Origin of the sequence: Lentzea sp. NPDC020367 (assembly GCF_044387305.1) — a bacterium.
Classification (GTDB): Bacteria; Actinomycetota; Actinomycetes; order Mycobacteriales; family Pseudonocardiaceae; genus Lentzea.
The window spans coordinates 561,151-581,514 of the sequence record NZ_JBIRVV010000002.1 but is presented as its reverse complement, the minus strand read 5'-3'; the positions used below and the strand labels follow the sequence as shown (position 1 = coordinate 581,514).

Sequence of the window (20,364 nt, the reverse complement as noted above, 5' to 3'; positions counted from 1 at the left end):
CATGTCGGACGCTTGGGGTTTGCTGATCCCCGTCACCGCTCTCGTGGGGATCGTGCTCGTCGGGTTCATCATCATGAAGCTGCAGAAGTCCTTGTTCCGCGCGCTGGGCGCTTCCACTCCGGCGCCGGAACCCGGTGCCGCGCCTTTCTCCGGGTTCCAGCAGTCGCCGCAGGAGAGCCGGGAGGACTTCGTGCGCAGGCATTGGCAGCGCCCCGGCGTGGTGGCCGACGGCGTGACCCTGGTCGATCTCTACGACCGCATCCGGGCCCTCGAGGAACGCCTCGCCGAGGCCGAGCGCCGTTCCGGCACCGCCTGACCGAGCCCACGCACCGCCTTCGCCGCCGGCGGGGGCTCGGCGGCGAAGGCGATCGGTGGACTACGGGGTGCCCGCGGGCTTGCCCTTGGCGTCCGGCGCGTTGGCGTCGTGCAGGTAGTTGTCCTGCCACACCGCCCACTTGTACGAGGCGCCCTTCTGGCTCACGTAGGCCGCGCCCCATCCGGTGCCGCTGAAGCGGTTGTTGATGGACTTCATGTTGCGGCCGTAGAGGTTGTCGAAGCCCGACTCCAGGCCGAGCTGGTAGCCGCCGCCCTCCAGCAGGTTGCCCTCGACGGTGACGTTGTCGATGTCGCCGCCGTAGGTCTGGATGAACAGGGCGCCGGTGTCGTTGCCGGTCGAGCAGTCGATGCGGTTGTTGCGGAACGTCAGGGTGCGGCCCGCGTTCTTGTCGAGCGGGAAGTCGCGGACGGTGGCGCCGTCGTTGTGGGACTCGCCGTCCGAGCGCAGGCCGCGGACGTAGTTGCCCTCGGCGAGGCCGCTCAGGGAGCTGCCGGTGTTGTAGAAGCAGATGCCGGAGCCCATGCCGCTGATGTAGTTGCGCTGCAGGGTGCCGACGCCGAGGAACGCGCAGGAGCCCGCGATGGTCTTGGCCGACAGGGCGGAGCCGTCGATGTTCGAGTCGCGGATCGTCACGGGGGCGCCGGTGACCTGGCAGGAGTTGCTGCCGCACGGGCCGTTCGTGGTGATCAGCGGGGCGGTCTCACCGAGGTTCTTCGGGCGGATGCAGGACTTCTCGATGGTGATGTTGCCCGCGAACAGCGTCAGGGCCTGTTCGACGCGCTTGCCGGAGATCACGGTGCCCGCGGCGGGGGCGCCGGGACCGGTGTAGAGCGGCAGCGAGTCGCAGTTCAGGCCGTGGGCGGCGAGGCCCGTGTTGGCCTGGGTGAGCTTCCAGCCAGGGGAGCCTGCCGGGGCGGGGGAGTTCGCCGGGGGCTTCACGGGGCCGTTGGTGGCGGACTTGGTGGTCGTCGAGCTGGGGGCCGCCGAACTGCTACTCGGGGCCTCCGAGGAACTGCTGGGAATGCTGGTCGAGGTGGCACTGGAGCTTTCCGCCACGGGTGTCGGCTGGGCCGCCTTCGTCGGGGAACAGGCGGCCAACACGATGACACCACCGGTCAGCAGCAGGGCCAATCTGGGTCTCACGGCTGGTTCTACCTCCACGCGCGCTCACGACGGGGGACCGTGAACTCGCTGATTGTGTCGTCGGCCGTTGCGGAATGTGTACAAAACTCGTGCGACGAAGTTTCGTACGGGGCCGTTGAACGGTCAGCACACTGCACGGCAGAACCGGAGGAGTCAAGCGGATCTCCTTGCGGCGCAACATCATCTTCCGCCTGGTGGGGAATGCTCCATCCGTGTGAGCAGGTAGATCACGGTTTTATCACCGAGCCATATGATTCCTTGATGTGTGAGATCAGCGACCCGTGAATGTCGCGCGACCGGGACCGTCCGTGAGGAAGCTGTGCACAGCGCGTGGCAGGTCCTCGGTCTCGAACAACGCCGACGCGATCGTCGTGACGTGAGCGTCGGCCTCCGGGACGCCCCCGTTCTCGAAATGCGCGAGGACCTGTTTGGTCGCAAAGTGTGCCTGCGTCGGACCGGTCGCGAGACTCAGTGCGAACTGCTCCGCCGCCAAAGCGAAACCTTCGTCGGGGAACACCCGGTTAACGACATTCCACCGTTCCAGCGTGGCGGCGTCGTAAAGGTCGCCGGTCATCACGAACTCCTTCGCGCGACCCACGCCCGCACGCGCCGCCAGCCGCTGCGTGCCGCCCATCGTCGGCGTCAGGCCCACGACCTTCTCGACCAGCCCGAACCGGGCACGCTCGGACGCCAGGATCAGGTCGCACGCCACCGCCAGCTCGAAAGCCCAGGTCAGACACAACGCGTGCGCGGCGAAGACGGTCGGGATCGGCAGCGCGGCGAGGCGTTGCGGCAGGACCAGCATGCGGTCGAACAGCTGCTGCGCCTCGTCGCGGTACTCCTGCGCGGCGAACAGCGACACGTCGACACCGCCCGACACGACCTTTCCCGTGGCGTTGACCAGCAACGCCCGCGCGTCACCCAGTTCGTCCAGGGCCTCGTGGAACTCGGCGTCGAGGTCGAGGGAGTACAGGTTGAGCGGCGGCGCGTCGATCGTGATGATCGCGAGCTCGTCACGGCGGGTCAGGTGGATCTTCACAGGCTCACAGCCAATCGCGGCGCTTGAACATCAGGTACAGGAAGTAGGAGAGGCCGAAGATACCCAGCGTGGCCACCCAAAAGCCCCATTTCTGCTCAAACCCGGGGTAAGGGACGTTCATGCCGTAATAGCCGGATATCGCCGTCGGCACGGCGATGATCGCCGCCCAGCTGGTGACCTTCTTCATGATCGAGTTGAGGCGGTTGCCCTGCACCGCGACCTCGGCCTCGCGCAGGTTCGTGACGAGCTCCCGCATCGACTCGGTCAGCTCGGCCGTGAACAGCGTGTGGTCCTTCACGTCCAGGTAGTACGGCATCATCGCGTCGTCCACGAGGTCGTGCTCGCGGTGCAACAGCGACCCCAGCACCTCACGCATCGGCAACGCGACCCGCCTGAGCTGCACCAACGCGCGCCGCAGCTGCAACGCCTTGCGTCCGACGTGCGGCTTCTCCTGGTAGATGCGGTCTTCCAGGGCCTCGATGTCGTCGTCGAGCTTCTGGGCCGCCGCGTAGTGGCCGTCCACGACGTCGTCGAGCAGGCCGTGCAGCAGGAACCCGACGCCCGAGGTGGCCAGCGTCGGCGCGCTGTCCCATCTGCGCTCCACGCCGGCGAGGGAGTAGTCCTCACTCTCGCGCACCGTCACGAGCACGTTCTTGCCCACGAACACGTCGACCTCGCACGCCTTGATCTCGTGTTCGACGTACTCGACCGCGTAGACGCTCATGAACAGGTGGGTGGGGTAGCGGTCGACCTTCGGGCGTTGCCGCTCGGTGAACGCGTCCTCGATCGCGAGCTCGTGCAAGCCCAGTTCGTCGCGCAACAGACCTATCTCGTCCTGAGACGGCGCGCAGAGGTCGAACCACACGACGGCGGAGTGATCTTTGACGTGCTCCGCGATCTCGGAGACCGGGAAGTCCCTGTCCACGAGTTCGCCGTTGCGGTACAAGCGGGTCCTACCCATGGGCGACAACGATACGTAGATCTACTCAGATGTGAGGTTTCGGCCCGAGTTCCCGCTACCCTCGATCCGGTGAAGGTGGACCAACCACAGCGCATTGGGGACTACCTGCTCTTGGGCAGGCTTGGTCGTGGTGCCATGGGAACGGTCTACCTGGGACAAGGCAGCGACGGACGCCAGGTCGCCGTCAAGGTGGCCCGCGCGGAGCTCGCCGACGACCCGCGCTTCCGCGAGCGGTTCCGCCGCGAGGTCCAGATGGCCCGAGCGGTCGGCAGCGCCGGCACGGCGGCCGTCGTGGACGCCGACACGCGCGCGCCCCGGCCGTGGATGGCGACGGAGTACGTGCCCGGGCCGACGCTGCAAGAGGCCATCGAACGGCACGGTCCGTTGCCGGAGCACCATTTGAGACGCCTCGCGGAAGGTCTGGCCGAGGCGCTCACCGCGATCCACCGGGCCGGCCTCGTGCACCGCGACCTCAAGCCGTCCAACGTGCTGCTGGGCGCCGACGGTCCTCGTGTCATCGACTTCGGCATCTCGCGCGCGATGGAGCACACCGCGCTGACCGAGACCGGCATGGTCTTCGGCACGCCCGGCTTCCTCTCGCCCGAGCAGATCACCGGCCAGGAGGTCGCGTCACCTTCGGACGTGTTCGCCCTTGGTGCCGTGCTCGTGTACGCGGCGACGGGCAAGGGCCCGTTCGGTGAGGGCCCGACGGCCACGTTGCTCTACAAGGCGGCGCACGGCGAGCCGGACATCGACGGCGTGCCCAAGCCGTTGCGTCCGTTGGTGCAGAAGTGCATGCACCGCGACCCGGCCAAGCGTCCCGAACCGGCCGAGGTGACGCGCCTGCTCAGCCAGGTCGTGACGCCGAAGGCACCGACCAGCAAGCTCCCCGCGCCGATGACGCCCGCCGCCGCGACGTTCTCGACGTCGCGGTTCGTGCCGATGGCGTGGGGCGGGCTGAACCTCGCCGTGGCCCTGCTCGCCGCCGCGATCGCCGACCCGGCCGCGCAGGCCAACGGCGCCACGCAGCTGCTGGCCCTGGCCGCGTTCTGCGTGCTCGTCGTGCGCGCGGTGCGGTACTTCAGCGCCGCCGCCCGCCGCAAGGTCGTCATCGAGATCAGCCGCGAGGGCATCGCCACCACGCGCAACGGCAAGTTCCACCAGTACTGGTGGTACGAGCTCGCACGGGTGCGCGTGGTGCCGCACAAGAAACGGCCGTGGGTCGTCGTCTGGCTGAAGGATCCTGCGCCGCGTCGCTTCTTCGGCGCGCACCACGGCGGTGTGCGGGTGTTCCCGATCGCCCACGAGCGCACCAGGCGGCGGCGCGAGCGCGACGTCGCCGAGCTGCGCGCCGCCCTGGCCTGGTACCTGCCGCGCAGCTACGACGGGCGCTGATCGGTCCACTCGTAGGTCAGGGAGACCGTCAGGATCGGCGTGCCCGGCGGCAGCTTGCTGCCTGCGGGCGCCGCCACCTCCGTGCCGGCGACCTCACCCGTCTCCGGGTCGATGCGGAACGAGGTCAGGCCGCCGTCGACCGACAGCGCCCCGTCGTTCCAGTGGACCTCCGGGGAGGCGGCGAGCTCCCGGTAGGTCGCGGCCTTCTCCTCGTTGGTCGTGTACGGCGACAGCAGGCGCGACGAGGCGCCCTCCAGCTTCTGCGTGGGGTCGACCGGCAGCGGCAGTCCGAGGCTCGACTCCTTGCAGGGCGTGGAGGTGCAGAACGTGCTCCACAGCTGAGGGCCCTTGTACTCGATGGCCGTGAGGCGGTCGAGCGGCTCCTGGACGCCGGTGACCGCGCGCTTGTTCCCGGTGAACCGGCGGTAGATGACGACCATCTCGCCCTTCGCGGCGGGCACCCACGCGTCGATCTGGTACTCGAGGGCGGTGGCGCCGAACGAGGTGGACTCGCCCCCGATGGACATCGTCTGCCACACCGCGTACCTGACGTGCCGGTACTTCGCGGACGGCTGCTCGGCCCGCTCCAGCAGTGCCGCGGCCTCCGCCAGCGAGGTGGCGGGCGCGACCGGCATCGTCGCGGCCGAGTCGCGCGAGGCGGGCCGCAGCAGCACTACCAGCCCGGCGATCAGCACCACCGTGACGGAGGCCGCCGCGATGCCGGCCCAGCGTCGCGAACGGCGTTCCGGCTTCTCGGCGAAGAGCCGTTCGCGCAACCGGGCCAGCCGCACGTCGTCGTCGCCCCGCACCGGGTACAGCTCGGCGAGGTCGTCGTCCAGCAGGTCACGCATGTTCCACTTCCTTCAGCTTCGCGCGCAGCCGGTGCAGACGGGACCGGGCGGTTCCGGGGTTGAGGCCGAGGGCTTCCGCCGTCTCCTGCACGGTCAGCCCGGCCAGCGACACGAGCAGCACCAGGTCGCGGTCGTCCTGGGACATCCGCGCCAGCTCGCGGGCGATCCGCCGCAGGTGCGAGCGGGCGTCGACGCGGGTGACCACGGTGTGCTCCAGCGACTCGGCGACACCGAGGTCGACGCCATACCGTTCGGCGGTGCGCAACAGGCGGGTCTCGCGTTTGGCGTGGCCGCGCAACAGGTTCGTGGCGATGCCGTAGAGCCAGCCGACGACGCTGCCCTTCTCCGGGTCGTAGCTCTCCTCGCCGCGCATGGCGGCGAGGAACGTCTCGCTGACGAGGTCGTCAGCCACGTCCGTGCCCACCCGTCGCGCCAGATATCTGTGTAACGGTTGGGCGTGCTCGTCGAACAGCTCCGCGAACATCACGCCCCCAGTTGGCTTCTCGCGGGTCCAGTGTTGCAGTGACCTGAATCACAGTGGACGGGCTTTCGATGATGGTGACATGACCAACTGGACCGTGACGGCCGTCGACGCCGCGCGCTCGCCGCTCAACCGCGAGTACAACGCCGAGATGATCAGCCGCTACTGGGGCCGTCCGACGAACGACGCCGAGATCGACGCCTACGAACGTGACGAGCAGGACCACGACGTGCCCGTCTTCCTCGTGGTGTCCCGCGATGGCAACGATGTCGGCTGTCTGGGCATGCGCTTCCTCGACAACGGTGTCGGCGAGCTGACGCGCATGTTCGTGCGCACGCCGTTCCGCGGACAGGGCGCCGCGTCGGCGTTGCTCGTCGCGATGGAGGCCGAAGCGATCAAGCGCGGCATCACGTCGTTGCGGCTCGACACCCGCAAAGATCTCGTGGAGGCAAGGAGCCTGTACGCCAAGCACGGGTTCGTCGAGATTGCTCCGTACAACGCAGCCGAATACTCCGACCACTGGTTCGAGAAGAGGCTAACGTCCGCTCATCCGGTCGCGATGTCCTGAAGGGTCGGGATGACTCGCGCCAGGAGGCATTGAACATGCGGTTGCGTCCACTGGTGATGGCGGCTGCCATCACCACGGCACTGGTGGTGACCCCGGCCTCGGCGGCTCCCGCCGGCCGGGTGCTCGGATACGTCGCCAACAACGGCGGCGGGGTGTCGGTGATCGACACGGCCACGAACGCGGTGTCCACGACGATCGCCGACAGCGGCGGTAACTCGCCCTACATGGCAGCGGTCGCGTTCGACGGAACCCGTGGCTACGTCACGAACTCCGTGCAGAACACGCTCACGGTCATCGACACGCCGACCAACACGGTCGACAAGTCCATCCCCGTCGGGTCCCACCCGGCGGGTGTCGCGGTCGCCCCCGGTGGCGGCTTCGTCTACGTCACCAACTATCTGGACGGCACGGTGTCCGTGGTCGACACGGCCACGCTGACGGTCACCGCGACCGTCACGGTCGGCTCGAACGCCGACGGCGTCGTCGTCACGAAGGACGGCAAGTCCGTCTACGTCACGCACGACGTTCCCGGGCCGGGCAAGGTCTCGGTCATCGACACGACGTCCAACGCGGTCGTCACCACTATCGCCGTCGGCAACGCGGCGACCGCCATCGCGGCGTCGGCGGACGGCACGCGGATGTACGTGGTGAACAAGGGTTCGGACAGCGTCTCCGCCATCGACGTGGCCTCGCGCACCGTCGTCGGCACCGCGTCCGTCGGCTTCACGCCGCACGGCATCGCGTTGGCGCCCAACGGAACCCGCGCGTACGTGACGAACAGCGAGTTCGACTCGGTGTCCGTCGTGGACCTCACGACGATGACCGAGCTGCAGAAGATCTTCGTCGGTGACCGCCCGATCAGCGTGGCCCTCACGCCGGACGGGGCCTCGGCCTACGTGACGAACTTCAACAGCAACACGGTGTCGGTCATCGACACGGCGTCCAACACGGTCACCGGCACCATCGCCGTGGGCCAGCGCCCGGTGGGCATCGCGATCAACTTCGTGCCGCCCGCCGCGTCGAAGCTCGTGTCCGGCTCCGCGCAGTTGCAACTGCGGCTCCTCGGGTTCACGGTCCGCTCGCTCGACGCGACGCTGACCGACAAGCACACCGGGGCGCCGATCGCCGGCCGGTCGGTCGTCTTCCGCACGGTGAAGGGCAACCCGCTCTGCACCGCGACGACCAACTCGTCCGGCAAGGCCACCTGCGACGCGAACGTGGCGTTGCTGGTCGGCCTGTCCACCCTGCTGCAGGGCTTCACGGCCTCGTACGCGGGCGACAACGAGCACGGTGGGGCCTCTTCGCACGGGTACATCACTCTGCTCTAGTCAACGCTTGTCATGGTTGTTACATCCCTTGACTCGGTCGAAATGCCCGGCATAACGTCCGGGTCGAGGGATGTACCTCCGGTGACCGCCGCCCCGGTTCACGAGGGGAGTGTCCGTGGCGGTGAGAACGCTTGCTGTCGTCGCGCTGGCGTGGGGCTGGTCGTACCACCTGCTCAGGCGGGTGTTGAGGGCCCGCGGGCCGTTGTCGACGTTGCCGGTGGGGCCGTCACGCTGGCCGTGACGCATCGGGGCAGGACCGTCGTGCGGCCGTCGCCGGTCGGGATCACGACCGAGCGCGCTGATTTCACCTCCGGCCTTGCGTTGACCGGCAAGTCACGCCGGGCGATCTTCGAGCGCTACCGCACGACGTCCGGCAAGAAGCGGGACCGGGTCGTGCGCGCCACCGAGACCACCTACCGGTTCACGTCCTCCGCTGGTGAGCTCGGCTTCGTGGTGCGCGAATCTCCCGACGGCGTCGCGTACCGGTACGAGCTGCCGCGGAACTTCGGCGCGGTCACCGGTGAGGCCTCCGCCTTCGTGCTGCCCGCCGATTCGGTGGCGTGGCTCGCGAAGTTCCGGCGTGACTACGAGAACCCGTTCCTCCAGACCACCGCCGGTTCCGCCGAGCAGACCGAGTACATGCACCCGGCGCTGTTCGAGGTCGGCGGTTCGTACGCGCTGATCACCGAGTCCGATGTGGACGGACGCTACTCCGGCGGTCACCTCGTGCACGTCGGCGGCGGCCGGTACCAGGTCAAGCTGTGGGACTCCGCCGTCGCGGTGACCGGCGCGCTGAAGACGCCGTGGCGCACGATGATCGTCGGTTCGCTGGCCACCGTGGTGGAGTCGACGCTGGTGGACGACCTCGCGCCGGCCTCGCGGGTGCGCGACACGTCGTGGATCGAGCCAGGCCCCGCGGTGTGGTCCTGGCTCGCCGGTGGCCGTCCCGTGCAACAGGACCTGGTGCGGCAGAAGGAGTTCGTGGACTACGCGGCCGCGCGCGGCTGGCCGTACGTCGTGGTCGACGCGGGCTGGTACGACGACCCGAACTGGCGCCAGACCAGCTTCATCCCCGAACTCGTCCGGTACGCGTCGGCGCGGGGCGTCGGCATCCACACGTGGGTGCGGTTCAGCAGCGTCGACACCGCCGAGAAGCGCGCGGACTACCTGCCGTGGCTGCACCGGTGGGGTGTACGGGGCCTGAAGATCGACTTCATGGACTCCGACGGCCAGGAGCGCTACCGCTGGTACGACGAGATCCTGCCCGAGACCGCCCGAATGCACTTCCTGGTCAACTTCCACGGCGCCACGCTGCCGCACGGCATCCACCGCACCTGGCCGCACGTCATGACGACCGAGGCCGTGCACGGCGCCGAGAAGTCCAGCGGCCTCACCACTTCTCACCTCACCGCACTGCCGTTCACCCGCAACGTCGTCGGCGGCATGGACTACACGCCCGGCGGCTTCCATCGGACTCGTGCCAACACCGATGGTGGCGAACTGGCGTTGTCGGTGCTGTACGAGTCGGGCGTCCAGAACCTGGCCGGGCGCCCGGACTCCTACGACGCCCGCCCGTTGGCGCGCTGGTTCCTGGAGCAGGCGCCGGCGGCGTGGGACGAGACGCGGCTGTTGTCCGGGCGTCCGACGGAAAGCGTGGTGATGGCGCGGCGTTCGGGTGACCGGTGGTTCGTCGGCGGGACGGTGGCGGGGGAGGCCCGTGTCCTGGACCTGCCCGCGTTGGGGTCGGGTCGGTGGCTGGTCGAGGTCGTGCGCGACGGTGCCGCCGGGCTGGTCGAGGAAACCCACGTCACTTCGGGGAAGCTGACCATTCCGGTGGCGCGGGACGGCGGGTTCGTCGCGCTGGTCTGCCGTCCTGCACGCGACACCTGCGCACGGCCTGTTCACGGCGTCCCGTCGACTTCCGTCGCTGTCACGCCTGCGGAGGTGTCGGTGCGGCCGGGGGAGGCGTTCGAGATGATCGGCACGTTCACCAACACCTCGGACCGGCCGTTGTACGGCGTGACGTTCGCGCCGCGCGTGCCGTCCGGGTGGAGTGCTTCCTCGGCGGTGAGGGCGTTGCGGGTCGCGCCGGGGGAGTCGGTGCACGGTAGGTGGACCGTCCGTGTCGGCGCGAATCCTGTTGTGGGCCTGACAGACGTGCCGTTGGTGGCGCGGTTCGCCGGTGCCGAGGCAGAGAAGGCGACGCGCGCACACGTGTGGAAACCGTTGCCCGCCGGACAGATCTACGTGGCCGGCAACGACCGTTCCGTCGAGGGCAGGACGCTGACCACCGGCGGCGTGCGGTTCGGCAAGGGCATCGGCACGACGCCCGCGGACAGGACCGTCGAACTCGGGACGTGCTCCCGGTTCGACGCGACCGTGGGCGTGGACGACGAGGTGGACGGCCGGGTGGACCGCGCGGCCGGCGTTGGCGGCACGGTGACGTTCGAGGTGCTGGGCGACGGCCGCGTGCTGCACGCGAGCCCGCTGCGCCGGTCGGTGGACCCGGCGCTGCCCATCAGCGTGGATGTCGGTGGGGTGAAGGCGTTGACGCTGCGGGTGACCGACGGCGGCGACGGCACGAGCCTCGACAACGCTGTGTGGGGTGACGCCCGGCTGACTTGCTAGGCAGCCAGGGGAAGGTCGTTGCGGAGAGCCTGGACGTAGTCCTCGCAGGACTGGCGGCAGGCGACTCCGTGGACGACCTGCCACCCTGCGGGCACCTGCAGCACCGCGGGCCAGATCGAGTACTGGCCCGCCGGGCTGACCAGCACCAGGAACATGGTGTGAGCCTGAGCGAACGGGGAAGTCATGCCCCCAGGGTGACCTGGGACACCTATGGTCCGGCTATCTCTACGCTCAAGCTCACTCGTCCGCGTGGTTCCCGATCTTGGCCCGCGTGTGATTACGTGGTGCCCGTGACTGTGGAACAGGTGGTCCTCCTGGCCGAGGACGGTTCGGCCATCGGCGTCGAGGACAAGGCGGTGGTGCACCACGCGGCCACCCCGCTGCACCTGGCGTTCTCCAGCTACGTCTTCGACTCGGCGGGCAACACGATCCTCACCCGCCGTGCCCTGCACAAGAAGACCTTCCCGGGCCTGTGGACCAACACCTGCTGCGGCCACCCCCTGCCGGAAGAGGACATGGCCCAGGCCGTGTTGCGCCGCCTGTGGGACGAACTCGGCATGAAGACGCCCGAGCCCGAGCTCCTGTTGCCGGCCTTCCGCTACCGCGCGGAGATGGACGGCGTCGTCGAGAACGAGATGTGCCCGGTGTTCCGCGTGCTCTCCGACGACGAGCCGGTGCCGAACCCGGACGAGGTCGACTCGACCGAACGGGTGGCGTGGGCGGACTACGCGTCCGGTGTGCTGGACGGGACGCGCGCGGTCTCGCCGTGGTCGCGGCTACAGGTCGCCGAACTGGTGAAGCTGGGGCCGGATCCGCTGGCGTGGCCGGTGGGGGACCAGGCAGGCCTCCCGAAGGCCGTGAAGCTCGGGTCCTGATCACGACCCGGCGATCAGGGTCACCCCGAGGGTGATCATCACGGCCGCGATCAGGCCGTCCAGCACCCGCCACGCGCGGGGCTTCGCGAACAACGGGCCCAGCAGGCGCGCGCCGTACCCGAGCGCGACGAACCACGTGATGCTCGCGGTGACCGCGCCGACGCCGAACAGCCAGCGGCCGGCCGCGATCGAGCCGAGCAGCAGGAGCGTGTCGAGGTAGACGTGCGGGTTGAGCCACGTCAGCGCCAGCGCGGTCAGGACGGGGCGGGTGTTCGTGTCCTCGCCCGCCCGAAGCGCTGAGGGGTGGAAGGCCCGGCGCGCCGCCAGGAATCCGTAGCCCAGCAGGAAAAGGCCGCCCGCGATCGCCGCGACCGTGATCGCCTGAGGGAACTTCTTCACGATCGCGCCGAACCCGGCGACTCCTGCCGCGACCAGGATCGCGTCCGAGAGGGCGCAGACGGCGACGACCTTGGCGACCGCGTGCTTGCGAAGGCCTTGGCGCAGCACGAAAGCGTTCTGCGCGCCGATCGCGACGATCAGGGTCATCATGGTGCCGAAGCCGAGCAGCAGGTCAGTCACGCGGTCCACGCTATTGTCGCCTTCTTGATGAGACCAGCTACAGATTCTTACGTATCATTAGCGGACGTGATGGATCTGGACCTGGTGCGCACGCTGCTCGCCGTCGTGGACGCGGGCACGTTCGACGCTGCCGCCGCCGCGTTGCACGTCACGCCTTCCGCTGTCTCGCAACGCATCAAGGCCCTCGAACAACGAACCGGACGCGTGTTGCTGGTGCGGGCGCGGCCGGTGCGGCTGACGCCGTCCGGTGAGGTGATCGTGCGCTACGGTCGGCAACTGCTCGCGCTGGACCAGGACCTGGACGCGGCGCTGGGCGAGGACGCCGTCGTGCGGGTGCCGATCGCGGTGAACGCCGACTCGCTCGCCACGTGGTTCCTGCCTGCCCTGCAACGGGTTTCGCCGTCGCTCAGGATCTCCTTCGACCTGCACCGCGAGGACCAGGACCACACGACGGCGTTGCTGCGGCAGGGGCTGGTGATGGCGGCGGTGACGTCCTCGCGCGAGCCGGTCGCGGGGTGCTCGGTCACGAAGCTGGGGGAGATCCGTTACGCGGCAATGGCATCGCGGCCGTACGTGGACAGGCACGAGGACGGACCGCTGAAGTCGTGGCTGCCGGACGCGCCGGTGGTCGTGTTCGACCGCAACGACGAACTGCAGGACCGGTTCGTGCGCACGCTGACCCGCGGCCGCGGCGCCTCGGAGCACCGCCACTTCGTGCCGTCGTCCGAGGTGTACGTGCGGACGATCGTGGCGGGCATCGGCTGGGGAATGGTGCCGCCGCAACAGCTTCAGGACGGCCTGGTCGACCTCGCGCCGGGCCGCACCATCTCCGTGCCGCTGTACTGGCAGCAGTGGAAGCTCGACTCGCCGGCGCTGAACGCCGTGGCCGAGGCGGTCGCGCAAGAGGCGGTCACAGCTCTCCGGAGCTAGTGGTGTGGCTCGAAACGTTGGCGGTGAATTCACGCTCAGCAGGGCACCTCGCGGCGCCGCCCCCACGCCCCCATACATCCAGTATGGGGGCGTGGGGGCGGCGCCGCGATGCACCCGCCTGACCGCGAATTCGCACGGCAACGTTTCGAGCCACACCACTATCCTCGACGCCATGACCGGCGAACCGATGAACCTCAACGGGAAGACCGCAGTCATCTACGGCGGCGCGGGCAACGTGGGCGGCGCGATCGCGGCGGCGTTCAAACAGGCCGGTGCCGACGTGCACCTGGCCGGCCGCACCGAGGCGACGCTCAAGGCGAAGGCCGACGAGCTCCACGCCCACTACGCCGTGGTCGACGCGCTGGACGAGGAGGCCGTGGACCGGCACGCCGCCACGTTCGACCGGATCGACATCTCCGTCAACGTCACCACCGACAACGACGTCCAGGGCACGCCCATGATCGAGATGAGCGTCGAGGACTACCTCAGCCCGGTCGTGTCGGCGGTCCGGTCGAAGTTCCTCACCGCGCGGGCGGCGGCCCGGCACATGACCAGGCAGGGCGAGGGCGTCATCCTGTTCTTCGGCGGCACCGGCGAGCCGTCGGCGCACCGGAAGTGGCAGCTCGGCGGCCTGCTCGCGGCGTTCGACGCGGTCGAGTCCATGCGCCGCCAGCTCGCGGCCGAGCTCGGTCCGCGGGGTGTCCGGGTGGTGACGCTGCAGACCGGCGGCATCCCCGAGTCGGTTCCGCCGGAGCACCGGGCGCCGATCGAGCAGGACATCGTCGGCGACACGCTGCTCGGCAGGGCCGCGACCCTGGAGGACGTCGGGCGGACGGCGGTGTTCGTGGCCTCGGACTGGGGACGCACCCTCACCGGATCGCAGGTCAACATCACCTGCGGCAGCGTCTTCGGCTGAAAGCTGTTGAAACCCTGGGTGCGAGCTGTCGGGTTCCTGAACCCAGGAACCCGACACGCGCACCTGGGCGTTGTCCGTTATGTGCTGATACCTCGACTAGCCGCCACCGGCGGTTCACTCGCCGTCGTCGCGACGGTGGCCATGGTCGGCCTGCTCGACCTGACCGTCGGCCCGCTGCGTCGCACGATCAGCGAGTACGCGCTGGGCGACTACCGCACGGTCTTCGACATCGCGGTGGTGTCGCTGGCCGTGGGCTCGCTCGCGATCCTCGCCGTGCTGGTCCACAAAGGACTGACGAGGTGGCGTTCCGGCGGGGCGATCGCGCTGACCCTGTGGTCGATCGGCCTGTTCCTCGTGGTGGCGTTCCCCAAGACGAACTGGGCCATGGGCACCAACGAACTGAGCGGCAGCATCCACCGGTTCGGCAGCATGATCGCGTTCGTCAGCCTGCCGATCGCCGTCATCCTGCTCGCGCGGCCGTGGCTCCGCGATCACATGTGGGGCAAACATGCCAAATGGACTATGGCGTCCGGTTTGTTGAGCGTTGTCGCATTCATGCCCATCCTCTACGCCATTGTGATGGGCATGGCCTCCGACGTTCGGTGGTGGCGCGTGTTCCCGTTGGGCTACATAGAGAGGATCTTGCTCGCCGCGGAGGTGGCGGCTGTTCTGGTCGTCGGGCTGTGGGCCATCGCGGCAAGTAGGGTTGCGCCATGGCGAGTTGGGGAGACCTCGCGGATTACGTCCGCGCCGAGTACGACGTCATCCACGACGAGGACGAGGAGCTGAGGATCCTCTTCACCTTCGGGGACGAGGACGAAGGCGACGATGAACGCACGCAGGTCGTGATCATCGTCAGGGAAGTGCTCGACAAGATGCACGAATGGGTGCAGATCGCGTCCCCGTGCGGCCTGGCCAAGGACGTGGACCTCCGCGCGGTGCTGGCGGAGGTGGGCAACTCGACCGTCGCGTGCGGCCTCGCGATCATGGGGGAGCACGTCGTGGTGCGGCACTCGTTGCCGCTCAAGGATCTCGACATCCACGAGTTCACCGATCCGCTCCAGTTGCTCGCCGGTACCGCCGACACGCTCGAGGAACAGTTCTGGGGAGGCGACGGCTACTGATGTTCGACCTGACTCCCGCGGCTGATCAGCTCGCGGGCCTGGTGCGCACCGTGACAGACGGCGACCTGAAGGCGCCGACCCCGTGTCCCGACTACACGGTCGGCGACCTGCTCGACCACGTGAACGGCCTGTCGGCCGCGTTCACGGCGGCGGCGCTGAAGACCCCGCTCGAAGGCTCCGGCACCGGCGACGCGGCCCGGCTGCCGCTCGACTTCCGCGAGTCCGTGCCGGCGAGGCTCGGGGAACTGGCGAAGGCCTGGCGCTCACCCGAGGCGTGGGAGGGCATGACCCGCGCCGGTGGTGTCGACCTGCCCGGCGAGGTCGCCGGTGCCGTGGCGCTGGACGAGATCGTGCTGCACGGCTGGGACCTCGCCAAGGCGACCGGGCAGCCGTTCGAGGTCGAGGAAGGCCTGCTCCAGGTCGTCCACGGCTTCGTGGCGTCGATCGGACCGGACGACCGCGACGGCTCGCTCTTCGGAGCCGCGGTGGAGGTCGACTCGAACGCGCCTCTGCTCGACCGTGTCCTGGGACTCAGTGGGCGGAACCCCGGCTGGGCCTAGGTTAGGCTCTCCTAACGTGAGAGCCATTACGGTGCAGGTTCGGGCAGGGCTGGGCGTGGGACGTCTCGCCGCCGCCATGGATTCACTGGTGGAACTGCATCCTGAGCTGTGTCGTTCCGGCTTCGCGCACCACGAGGTCGCCGACCCCGCCGCCGCCACCCCCGCCGCCCTCGCGGAGGCGGAGGCGGGGCTCGACCTGCAGACCGGCGTCCTGATGCACGTGGTGTGGCTCGACGCCGGCCCCGCGCACTCCGGCCGGATGGTGCTGGTGCTGCACGACATCGTGGCCGACCGGCTGCCGCGCGTCCTGCCGTGGCTGGTGCAGGCCTGGAAGCAGCCCGCGCTGGTCAGTTGACCCTGCGCGCCACGAACACGTGCTCCCGGCCCGGCCGGTCGGGTGCGTCGCGCACGTCGACGACCTCGAAGCCGCAGCGCGTCAGGCTCTGCTCGATCTCGGGACGCGACCGGAACCGCAGCGTCGAGTCCGAGGAGATCACCGAGCCGTCCGGGAACTGGTAGGTGTGCCGGAACGACACGAACGGCAGGCTCACGTTGAGCAGTTCGAGCTGCTCGCGCACCCCGACCAGCACCCGCGGCTTCGCGCGTGACCAGTCCTCCCAGGCGCGGTGCTCCGGGCGGCGCGTCTCGAACACGAAGTGCCCGCCGGGCTTGAGCGCCCGGCGCACCCCGCGCAGCGTGGCCTCCCAGTCGTCGCCCAGGAACACCTGCGCGACGTTCCCGGTCATCGTGGCGAGGTCGACCGACAACGCGGGCAGCGTGGTCGCGTCGCCGTGGATCCAGGTCACCCTGGACTCCTTGGCGCGCGCGATCTCCAGCGACGCCAGCGCGGGATCCACCCCGACGACGGTCCGGCCGGACGACGCCAGCATCACCGCCAGGCTGCCCGTCCCGCATCCGACGTCGAGCACGCTCGCCGCCTCCAGTTCGGCCGCGATGCCGAGGTACAGGTTCAGGTCCACGCGCGGCCCGTCGAAGGCGTCGTAGAGCCGAGCCAGTCTCGGGTCGGCGAAAATAGCGTCAGGCATGCCACATCCTAGGTCCGACCACGAAGGGCATCAGCAACTCGATCACCTCGCGGTCAGGTCGTCCGTTGAGTTCTTCCTCGGCGACCCGTCGCGCGATTCCGGCCAGGAAGTCGGCAACCTGCACGCGGGCGTCGTACTGCGAGTCGACCAGCGTCAGGCATTGCAGCCGTGGCGCGAGTTTCTTGAGCTGCCGGATACGTCCATCGGTGAGCGACAGCTGCTGGTCGTGCACGATCGACACCGGCCCGCCACCGGAAGTCTCCCACTGAGCCACGGCGCGCAGGATGGCGGGGAACAATGGGTCGAGATTCCCGCGCGGACCACGGGCCCGCAGCAGGTCGTTGTACAGCTCCAGCGGCCCCGTCACACCGCCGAACTCAGCACGCACGCGCGAGGCCAGGTACCGCCGTTTGTCCACGAGCTGAACGCGCGCCTTGCCCACCAATGGTCCGTCCGGCCCCAAGAACCACAACAGCACCCACCGGTTCTTCTGCCGCAGCAGGTGGTTCGCCTTGTACTCCAGCGCGGGCGACTTGATCATCTCGCGCAGCGTCTCGACGCACCCCGAAGCCTCCTCGTGCGAGAGGAGAACGCCGGCGTGGGCGAAGACCGCGGTGACGCCGCCGACGAGCTTCTCGCCCTCGGAACCCGACTCGTCGCAGGCGATCTCCATCAGGACATCCGGAAGACCGGGCCGCGGGCGCGGAACGGCAGATGCGCGCCCGCCGGGATCAGGAACGCGTGCTCGCGCCGGATCCTCAGCACGTCGCACCCGGCGTCGGTGATGATCAGGATCGGGCCGGCATCGGGAAAGTCGGAGGCGCGTTCGAGCAGGTCGACACCGGGCTGCAGCACCGTTCCGCCGCGCCCGCGGACCTTCACCCGGCCCGCGATGTCCTCCACGGGCACGTATCCAGCGTCATATGCCATCGCGTCACAGAAAACCACGCGTGCGGCGGGCACGTCACGTGCCGCGGCATAAGAAGCGATCGCGCCGAGAGCCTTTCCCAGCAACTGGGGGTCCATCGAGCCGGACGTGTCGAGCACGACGCCGAACGTCGGCCGCGCCTCCAGTGACTCCGGCCGCACCCAGCCGGGCCGCGGAATGTCCGGAGTGGACGCTTGCCGTCGCGACGCACGGGCGTAGCTGCGGCGCTTCTCCACGGCCGGAACGAACTCCTCGAACCACCGCGCCAGCTGGGCGTCCCACGACAGCGGCGGGTGCTCCAGCGCCCGGATCTCCTCGACCAGTCCGGCGGGCAGGAGTCCACGCGACGAAGTGTGATAGCTCAGCCCGGTCAGCAACGCACGCCGGTAGAAGTCGTCCAGATCGGCCACGTCCGACGGCCCGCGCAGAGGTTCGCCGAGAAGGTCGCCCTGATGATTGCCGCGCAACGTGAGCAGCTTGCGGTACCGCCGCAGGTCCACCGCGATGCGGTCGTAGACGGACTCCGCCGAAAGGCCGCGCAGCTCGGGGTCGTGCAGGACTCCCGAGGGCGGCGACCCGACGCCCATCTCGACCAGCCAGCCGTTCACCACGAAGTCGGCGGCGATGTTCCACAGGTACGGATCCCTCCCGCCGACCCGGTCGCCGTGGCGCAGCGCGGCGTGCAGCATCTCGTGCGCGAGCACGAACCTCCACTCGGGCTTCGTCAAGCCCGCCAACGGGTTCACGTAGATCTCGGCCGCGGCCGCCGACACCGCCGCGATCGAGATGTCCCAGCCCCGCGCCAGTTCCGCGTCCGCCACGACCGTCATCGTCGACGCCAGCGCGCCCAGCAGCGGGTAGTTCGACACGAACCACTTGTGTTCAGCGCAAACCCACACACCTGCCCGATCGTTGGTCATGATGGCAGACCACACCAAAAAACCTTGTCCTGCAACGGATTTCTGGCGCGGGGCGGTGCACTCACGAAGGATGACGAGCGTCCCGAGGTGAACCCTGAGGGGGCATCAGACCTCTCCCTGGTCACGTCAGGACCGAGCCACGACGCGGTAGGCGGCACGCGGTCAGGGCATCATGAGGAGCGACTAAGCAAGATCATCTCTTTGCAGTCGTCGTCTCTCGATTCGGCTCAAGAACGCAGAGAGTCTGATCGCTGTTTCGAATTCGATGCAAAGCGACTGGGCTAGGTCATACTGTGGGGCGTAGAGATATCCCCAAAGAACACCTCTGTGCAACAGTGCTGCACACGCGGCTAGGTCAAATACGTTCGCGCTAAAGGTGGCCGCCGTCAGGTTCAGGTACTCCCATGCCTCATCAGTACGCCCCTGCTGTCTGGCTTCAAGGCAGAAGTTGTAGTCATCAATAGCGTACTCAAGCGCCGAAGTGCCAATGCCTAGCGTGATCGCAACCTCGTGCACCCTGCTCATGAGCCTTATGCGTGTACGACGCGTAATCGCGACTCGATATAGTCCCCATGTGGCACGGCGAACCTCGAATGCCCGGAAGCCCATCCAAAGATTTTGCGCAGTTTCAACCAAGCGCGGCCAGTTGAACCATATGAGCAGTGCGATTGCCGCTAGCGCAAAACTTCCTACGAGGATGAGCATTGCGCCATCACTTCCGTCCACAGTTCCGCGCGCTCGCTCAATTGAACAGCTAGCGCGCGTTCGCCGCTACGTCGGTAAACCTCTGCCTGGTTAGTCGCACGATCAGCACGGACCCTGGCAATCTCGATAGCTCGATCTGGGGGGAGGGAAGCCCGAATTCCTCGAATCTCCAGGCCTATCCGAGACCCTTCCAGCGTGCGCCACGACTCTTCGCTGCCAATCCCCTTCCAATCCCGTCTGGGCCTTGGCCAGCAAGAGGATATGCTTCGAAGTCGCTCAATCTCCCAACGCAGGACGGCATCGCCCATGAGAAACAGTTTCGAATCGGCGGCGCTATCTAGCGCCTTGTAGGAAGCCCTCAGGATCTCGACCAACTCACTCAGGTCAACCCCGAAGTGAACTGCGGCGACCTTGAGATCGTCAATACTTAGGCGGACTTTCGTCTTTTTCAGAAAGTGGGCGAGATCATCCTCCCATGCGTACCTCCATCTCACCGTAACCGGACGGCGAACTACCTCCATGCCTACTCCTCTAGTAACTGTCATAAGCGCGCCATTGACAATGAGTGGGGCGCTTGCGCGTATTTGCCCACTCGGTCATCGCAATGCGAGCGTCATCAACTGAGATGGCCGCTGAACGCGGAAATACGGCTCCCGTATCGCCGCTGAAGATCAGGTCTACTTCCGGAAGTGGGCGCGCCGGGTTGTATGAGTTTGCAATCATCATTTCTGGATCATCGTGATCCATGTAGTTCAGAGCGGCAAGGCTGCGCGTCGGAATAACACTTACTCTTAATTGATGTCCTGGTTGCGGGCCTTCCTTCGTGCTTCGCACTTCCTCGTCTCCGACGAACATCAATGTTTCCCACGTGCGGTGGTCGATGTGAAGGACTTCAGAAATCAGGTTGTTGACCTCGATTGGCCCATTCGCAACGACAACTAAGCCGGTACTGAGAACTGCTGTGACAATCACGCGATTCCCGCAAGAGTTCTGGCGCCACCTTCAAGTACAGGGGAAATGCGCTGGCGGACGTTTTCACGTCTCACCGTC

The 20,364-nt window shown here is 68.0% G+C and carries 25 protein-coding genes; 14 read left to right on the top strand and 11 right to left on the bottom strand.

What is annotated here, in order from left to right:
* Window position 1 precedes the first annotated feature (1 nt).
* Window positions 2–316, top strand: a complete 315-nt coding sequence (locus ACH413_RS09895) for a hypothetical protein (protein WP_360030416.1) — start codon at window positions 2–4, stop codon at window positions 314–316.
* A 60-nt stretch (window positions 317–376) separates the two neighbouring features.
* Here the strand turns inward: ACH413_RS09895 and ACH413_RS09890 are convergent, their stop codons facing one another.
* Entirely contained in the window at window positions 377–1,276 is a 900-nt protein-coding gene (locus tag ACH413_RS09890) for a hypothetical protein (protein WP_360030414.1), read from the bottom strand.
* A 10-nt stretch (window positions 1,277–1,286) separates the two neighbouring features.
* On the opposite strand from ACH413_RS09890, the gene ACH413_RS09885 reads away from it, so the two are divergent.
* Window positions 1,287–1,523: a hypothetical protein gene (locus tag ACH413_RS09885; protein WP_360030412.1), complete on the top strand. Its 237-nt coding sequence runs from the start codon at window positions 1,287–1,289 to the stop codon at window positions 1,521–1,523.
* A gap of 228 nt (window positions 1,524–1,751) precedes the next feature.
* Here the strand turns inward: ACH413_RS09885 and ACH413_RS09880 are convergent, their stop codons facing one another.
* Both ACH413_RS09880 and ACH413_RS09875 read right to left on the bottom strand, forming a co-directional pair.
* Complete coding sequence (locus ACH413_RS09880; RefSeq protein WP_360030410.1) at window positions 1,752–2,519, bottom strand: enoyl-CoA hydratase/isomerase family protein; 768 nt, start codon at window positions 2,517–2,519, stop codon at window positions 1,752–1,754.
* A gap of 4 nt (window positions 2,520–2,523) precedes the next feature.
* Window positions 2,524–3,480, bottom strand: a complete 957-nt coding sequence (locus ACH413_RS09875) for a magnesium transporter CorA family protein (protein WP_360030408.1) — start codon at window positions 3,478–3,480, stop codon at window positions 2,524–2,526.
* Window positions 3,481–3,549: 69 nt separating this feature from the next.
* Between ACH413_RS09875 and ACH413_RS09870 the strand changes: the two genes are divergently transcribed.
* Window positions 3,550–4,875, top strand: coding sequence for a serine/threonine-protein kinase (locus ACH413_RS09870; RefSeq protein WP_360030405.1), 1,326 nt, complete (start codon window positions 3,550–3,552; stop codon window positions 4,873–4,875).
* Here the strand turns inward: ACH413_RS09870 and ACH413_RS09865 are convergent.
* Window positions 4,860–5,726, bottom strand: coding sequence for a hypothetical protein (locus ACH413_RS09865; protein ID WP_360030402.1), 867 nt, complete (start codon window positions 5,724–5,726; stop codon window positions 4,860–4,862). The two genes, ACH413_RS09870 and ACH413_RS09865, sit on opposite strands and share 16 nt — an antisense overlap.
* Entirely contained in the window at window positions 5,719–6,210 is a 492-nt protein-coding gene (locus tag ACH413_RS09860; RefSeq protein ID WP_360030400.1) for a sigma-70 family RNA polymerase sigma factor, read from the bottom strand. Before ACH413_RS09860 ends, ACH413_RS09865 begins: the two co-directional genes overlap by 8 nt.
* Window positions 6,211–6,289: 79 nt before the next feature.
* Here ACH413_RS09860 and ACH413_RS09855 point away from each other — a divergent pair, with 79 nt between their 5' ends.
* The 4 genes from ACH413_RS09855 (at window position 6,290) to ACH413_RS09840 (ending at window position 10,731) form a co-directional block, all read left to right on the top strand.
* Complete coding sequence (locus ACH413_RS09855) at window positions 6,290–6,775, top strand: GNAT family N-acetyltransferase (RefSeq protein WP_360030397.1); 486 nt, start codon at window positions 6,290–6,292, stop codon at window positions 6,773–6,775.
* Between the two features lie 35 nt (window positions 6,776–6,810).
* Window positions 6,811–8,103 carry a beta-propeller fold lactonase family protein gene (locus ACH413_RS09850; RefSeq protein ID WP_360030394.1) on the top strand — a complete coding sequence of 431 codons (1,293 nt, stop codon included), beginning with the start codon at window positions 6,811–6,813 and terminating at the stop codon, window positions 8,101–8,103.
* Window positions 8,104–8,218: 115 nt separating this feature from the next.
* Entirely contained in the window at window positions 8,219–8,344 is a 126-nt protein-coding gene (locus ACH413_RS09845) for a hypothetical protein (RefSeq protein ID WP_360030392.1), read from the top strand.
* Window positions 8,341–10,731 carry a glycoside hydrolase family 97 catalytic domain-containing protein gene (locus ACH413_RS09840; protein WP_360030390.1) on the top strand — a complete coding sequence of 797 codons (2,391 nt, stop codon included), beginning with the start codon at window positions 8,341–8,343 and terminating at the stop codon, window positions 10,729–10,731. The genes ACH413_RS09845 and ACH413_RS09840 overlap by 4 nt, the downstream gene beginning before the upstream one ends.
* Here the strand turns inward: ACH413_RS09840 and ACH413_RS09835 are convergent.
* Window positions 10,728–10,916 (bottom strand): MbtH family protein, encoded by a 189-nt coding sequence (locus ACH413_RS09835; RefSeq protein WP_330277491.1) that lies wholly within the window; start codon window positions 10,914–10,916, stop codon window positions 10,728–10,730. The genes ACH413_RS09840 and ACH413_RS09835 overlap by 4 nt on opposite strands.
* A 111-nt stretch (window positions 10,917–11,027) precedes the next feature.
* Here ACH413_RS09835 and idi point away from each other — a divergent pair, with 111 nt between their 5' ends.
* On the top strand, window positions 11,028–11,606 hold the full coding sequence (idi, locus tag ACH413_RS09830) for an isopentenyl-diphosphate Delta-isomerase (RefSeq protein WP_360031265.1): 579 nt from the start codon (window positions 11,028–11,030) through the stop codon (window positions 11,604–11,606).
* On the opposite strand, the gene ACH413_RS09825 is transcribed toward idi, so the two are convergent.
* Window positions 11,607–12,155, bottom strand: coding sequence for a LysE family transporter (locus tag ACH413_RS09825; RefSeq protein ID WP_360031263.1), 549 nt, complete (start codon window positions 12,153–12,155; stop codon window positions 11,607–11,609).
* Between the two features lie 99 nt (window positions 12,156–12,254).
* Here ACH413_RS09825 and ACH413_RS09820 point away from each other — a divergent pair, with 99 nt between their 5' ends.
* From ACH413_RS09820 to ACH413_RS09795, 6 genes are all read left to right on the top strand, one after another.
* Entirely contained in the window at window positions 12,255–13,115 is an 861-nt protein-coding gene (locus tag ACH413_RS09820; RefSeq protein WP_360031261.1) for a LysR family transcriptional regulator ArgP, read from the top strand.
* 187 nt (window positions 13,116–13,302) lie between these two features.
* Window positions 13,303–14,031, top strand: coding sequence for an SDR family oxidoreductase (locus ACH413_RS09815; protein ID WP_360033805.1), 729 nt, complete (start codon window positions 13,303–13,305; stop codon window positions 14,029–14,031).
* 141 nt (window positions 14,032–14,172) lie between these two features.
* Complete coding sequence (locus ACH413_RS09810; protein ID WP_360032540.1) at window positions 14,173–14,820, top strand: DUF998 domain-containing protein; 648 nt, start codon at window positions 14,173–14,175, stop codon at window positions 14,818–14,820.
* The gene (locus tag ACH413_RS09805) at window positions 14,745–15,155 is read left to right on the top strand and encodes a hypothetical protein (protein ID WP_319973304.1); all 411 of its coding nucleotides are present in this window, start codon (window positions 14,745–14,747) and stop codon (window positions 15,153–15,155) included. Before ACH413_RS09810 ends, ACH413_RS09805 begins: the two co-directional genes overlap by 76 nt.
* Window positions 15,155–15,715, top strand: coding sequence for a TIGR03086 family metal-binding protein (locus tag ACH413_RS09800; protein WP_360032543.1), 561 nt, complete (start codon window positions 15,155–15,157; stop codon window positions 15,713–15,715). The genes ACH413_RS09805 and ACH413_RS09800 overlap by 1 nt, the downstream gene beginning before the upstream one ends.
* Before the next feature lie 16 nt (window positions 15,716–15,731).
* Window positions 15,732–16,070: a hypothetical protein gene (locus ACH413_RS09795; protein WP_360032546.1), complete on the top strand. Its 339-nt coding sequence runs from the start codon at window positions 15,732–15,734 to the stop codon at window positions 16,068–16,070.
* On the opposite strand, the gene ACH413_RS09790 is transcribed toward ACH413_RS09795, so the two are convergent.
* From ACH413_RS09790 to ACH413_RS09775, 4 genes are all read right to left on the bottom strand, one after another.
* The gene (locus tag ACH413_RS09790; protein ID WP_093588135.1) at window positions 16,063–16,761 is read right to left on the bottom strand and encodes a class I SAM-dependent methyltransferase; all 699 of its coding nucleotides are present in this window, start codon (window positions 16,759–16,761) and stop codon (window positions 16,063–16,065) included. The two genes, ACH413_RS09795 and ACH413_RS09790, sit on opposite strands and share 8 nt — an antisense overlap.
* Window positions 16,754–17,434, bottom strand: coding sequence for an NAD-dependent protein deacetylase of SIR2 family (locus ACH413_RS09785; RefSeq protein ID WP_360032549.1), 681 nt, complete (start codon window positions 17,432–17,434; stop codon window positions 16,754–16,756). The genes ACH413_RS09790 and ACH413_RS09785 overlap by 8 nt, the downstream gene beginning before the upstream one ends.
* A complete protein-coding gene (locus tag ACH413_RS09780) occupies window positions 17,434–18,609 on the bottom strand; it encodes a hypothetical protein (protein WP_360032552.1) in 1,176 nt (391 codons plus the stop codon). Before ACH413_RS09780 ends, ACH413_RS09785 begins: the two co-directional genes overlap by 1 nt.
* Window positions 18,610–19,845: 1,236 nt before the next feature.
* Window positions 19,846–20,286 carry an Imm1 family immunity protein gene (locus tag ACH413_RS09775; protein WP_360032555.1) on the bottom strand — a complete coding sequence of 147 codons (441 nt, stop codon included), beginning with the start codon at window positions 20,284–20,286 and terminating at the stop codon, window positions 19,846–19,848.
* Between the last annotated feature and the right edge of the window lie 78 nt (window positions 20,287–20,364).

What these genes read in the sequence shown, in the direction of transcription:
- ACH413_RS09895 (WP_360030416.1), top strand. Translation starts at nt 2, where the DNA reads ATGTCGGACGCTTGGGGTTTGCTGATCCCCGTCACCGCTCTCGTGGGG.
- ACH413_RS09875 (WP_360030408.1), bottom strand. Translation starts at nt 3,480, where the DNA reads ATGGGTAGGACCCGCTTGTACCGCAACGGCGAACTCGTGGACAGGGAC.
- ACH413_RS09865 (WP_360030402.1), bottom strand. Translation starts at nt 5,726, where the DNA reads ATGCGTGACCTGCTGGACGACGACCTCGCCGAGCTGTACCCGGTGCGG.
- ACH413_RS09860 (WP_360030400.1), bottom strand. Translation starts at nt 6,210, where the DNA reads ATGTTCGCGGAGCTGTTCGACGAGCACGCCCAACCGTTACACAGATAT.
- ACH413_RS09855 (WP_360030397.1), top strand. Translation starts at nt 6,290, where the DNA reads ATGACCAACTGGACCGTGACGGCCGTCGACGCCGCGCGCTCGCCGCTC.
- ACH413_RS09850 (WP_360030394.1), top strand. Translation starts at nt 6,811, where the DNA reads ATGCGGTTGCGTCCACTGGTGATGGCGGCTGCCATCACCACGGCACTG.
- ACH413_RS09835 (WP_330277491.1), bottom strand. Translation starts at nt 10,916, where the DNA reads ATGACTTCCCCGTTCGCTCAGGCTCACACCATGTTCCTGGTGCTGGTC.
- ACH413_RS09825 (WP_360031263.1), bottom strand. Translation starts at nt 12,155, where the DNA reads ATGATGACCCTGATCGTCGCGATCGGCGCGCAGAACGCTTTCGTGCTG.
- ACH413_RS09820 (WP_360031261.1), top strand. Translation starts at nt 12,255, where the DNA reads ATGGATCTGGACCTGGTGCGCACGCTGCTCGCCGTCGTGGACGCGGGC.
- ACH413_RS09815 (WP_360033805.1), top strand. Translation starts at nt 13,303, where the DNA reads ATGAACCTCAACGGGAAGACCGCAGTCATCTACGGCGGCGCGGGCAAC.
- ACH413_RS09810 (WP_360032540.1), top strand. Translation starts at nt 14,173, where the DNA reads ATGGTCGGCCTGCTCGACCTGACCGTCGGCCCGCTGCGTCGCACGATC.
- ACH413_RS09805 (WP_319973304.1), top strand. Translation starts at nt 14,745, where the DNA reads ATGGCGAGTTGGGGAGACCTCGCGGATTACGTCCGCGCCGAGTACGAC.
- ACH413_RS09800 (WP_360032543.1), top strand. Translation starts at nt 15,155, where the DNA reads ATGTTCGACCTGACTCCCGCGGCTGATCAGCTCGCGGGCCTGGTGCGC.
- ACH413_RS09790 (WP_093588135.1), bottom strand. Translation starts at nt 16,761, where the DNA reads ATGCCTGACGCTATTTTCGCCGACCCGAGACTGGCTCGGCTCTACGAC.
- ACH413_RS09785 (WP_360032549.1), bottom strand. Translation starts at nt 17,434, where the DNA reads ATGGAGATCGCCTGCGACGAGTCGGGTTCCGAGGGCGAGAAGCTCGTC.
- ACH413_RS09780 (WP_360032552.1), bottom strand. Translation starts at nt 18,609, where the DNA reads ATGACCAACGATCGGGCAGGTGTGTGGGTTTGCGCTGAACACAAGTGG.